Origin of the sequence: Achromobacter sp. SIMBA_011 (genome assembly GCF_046535435.1) — a bacterium.
Lineage (GTDB): Bacteria > Pseudomonadota > Gammaproteobacteria > Burkholderiales > Burkholderiaceae_B > Achromobacter > Achromobacter dolens.
Genome location: NZ_JAWRWN010001294.1, coordinates 1 through 232, shown reverse-complemented (window position 1 = coordinate 232; position 232 = coordinate 1). Strand labels below are relative to the sequence as shown.

1 protein-coding gene is annotated in these 232 nt (G+C 68.1%); it reads right to left on the bottom strand.

What is annotated here, in order from left to right; all coding sequences use genetic code 11:
• On the bottom strand, nucleotides 1–232 hold a 232-nt coding region (locus SB816_RS35250), incomplete at both ends, for a TonB-dependent receptor domain-containing protein (RefSeq protein ID WP_410548657.1).

Sequence of the window (232 nt, the reverse complement as noted above, 5' to 3'; positions counted from 1 at the left end):
CAGCACGTCCCACTTCGCGCCGACCTCGATGTTGCGCGAGCGCTCGGGCGCGAGATCCTGGTTCGTCGCGGTGATCTGGTCCGAGCCGCCGCCGAGGCCCGCGTTCGAGCCCGGCGGGTTCGACGACGTGCCGTACGACGCGTACAGGCTCACGTTCGTCACCGGCTTGAACACGAGGCCGAACTGGTAGCTGAACAGGTTCGACGTATTCGACAGGTCGGCGACGCCGGCC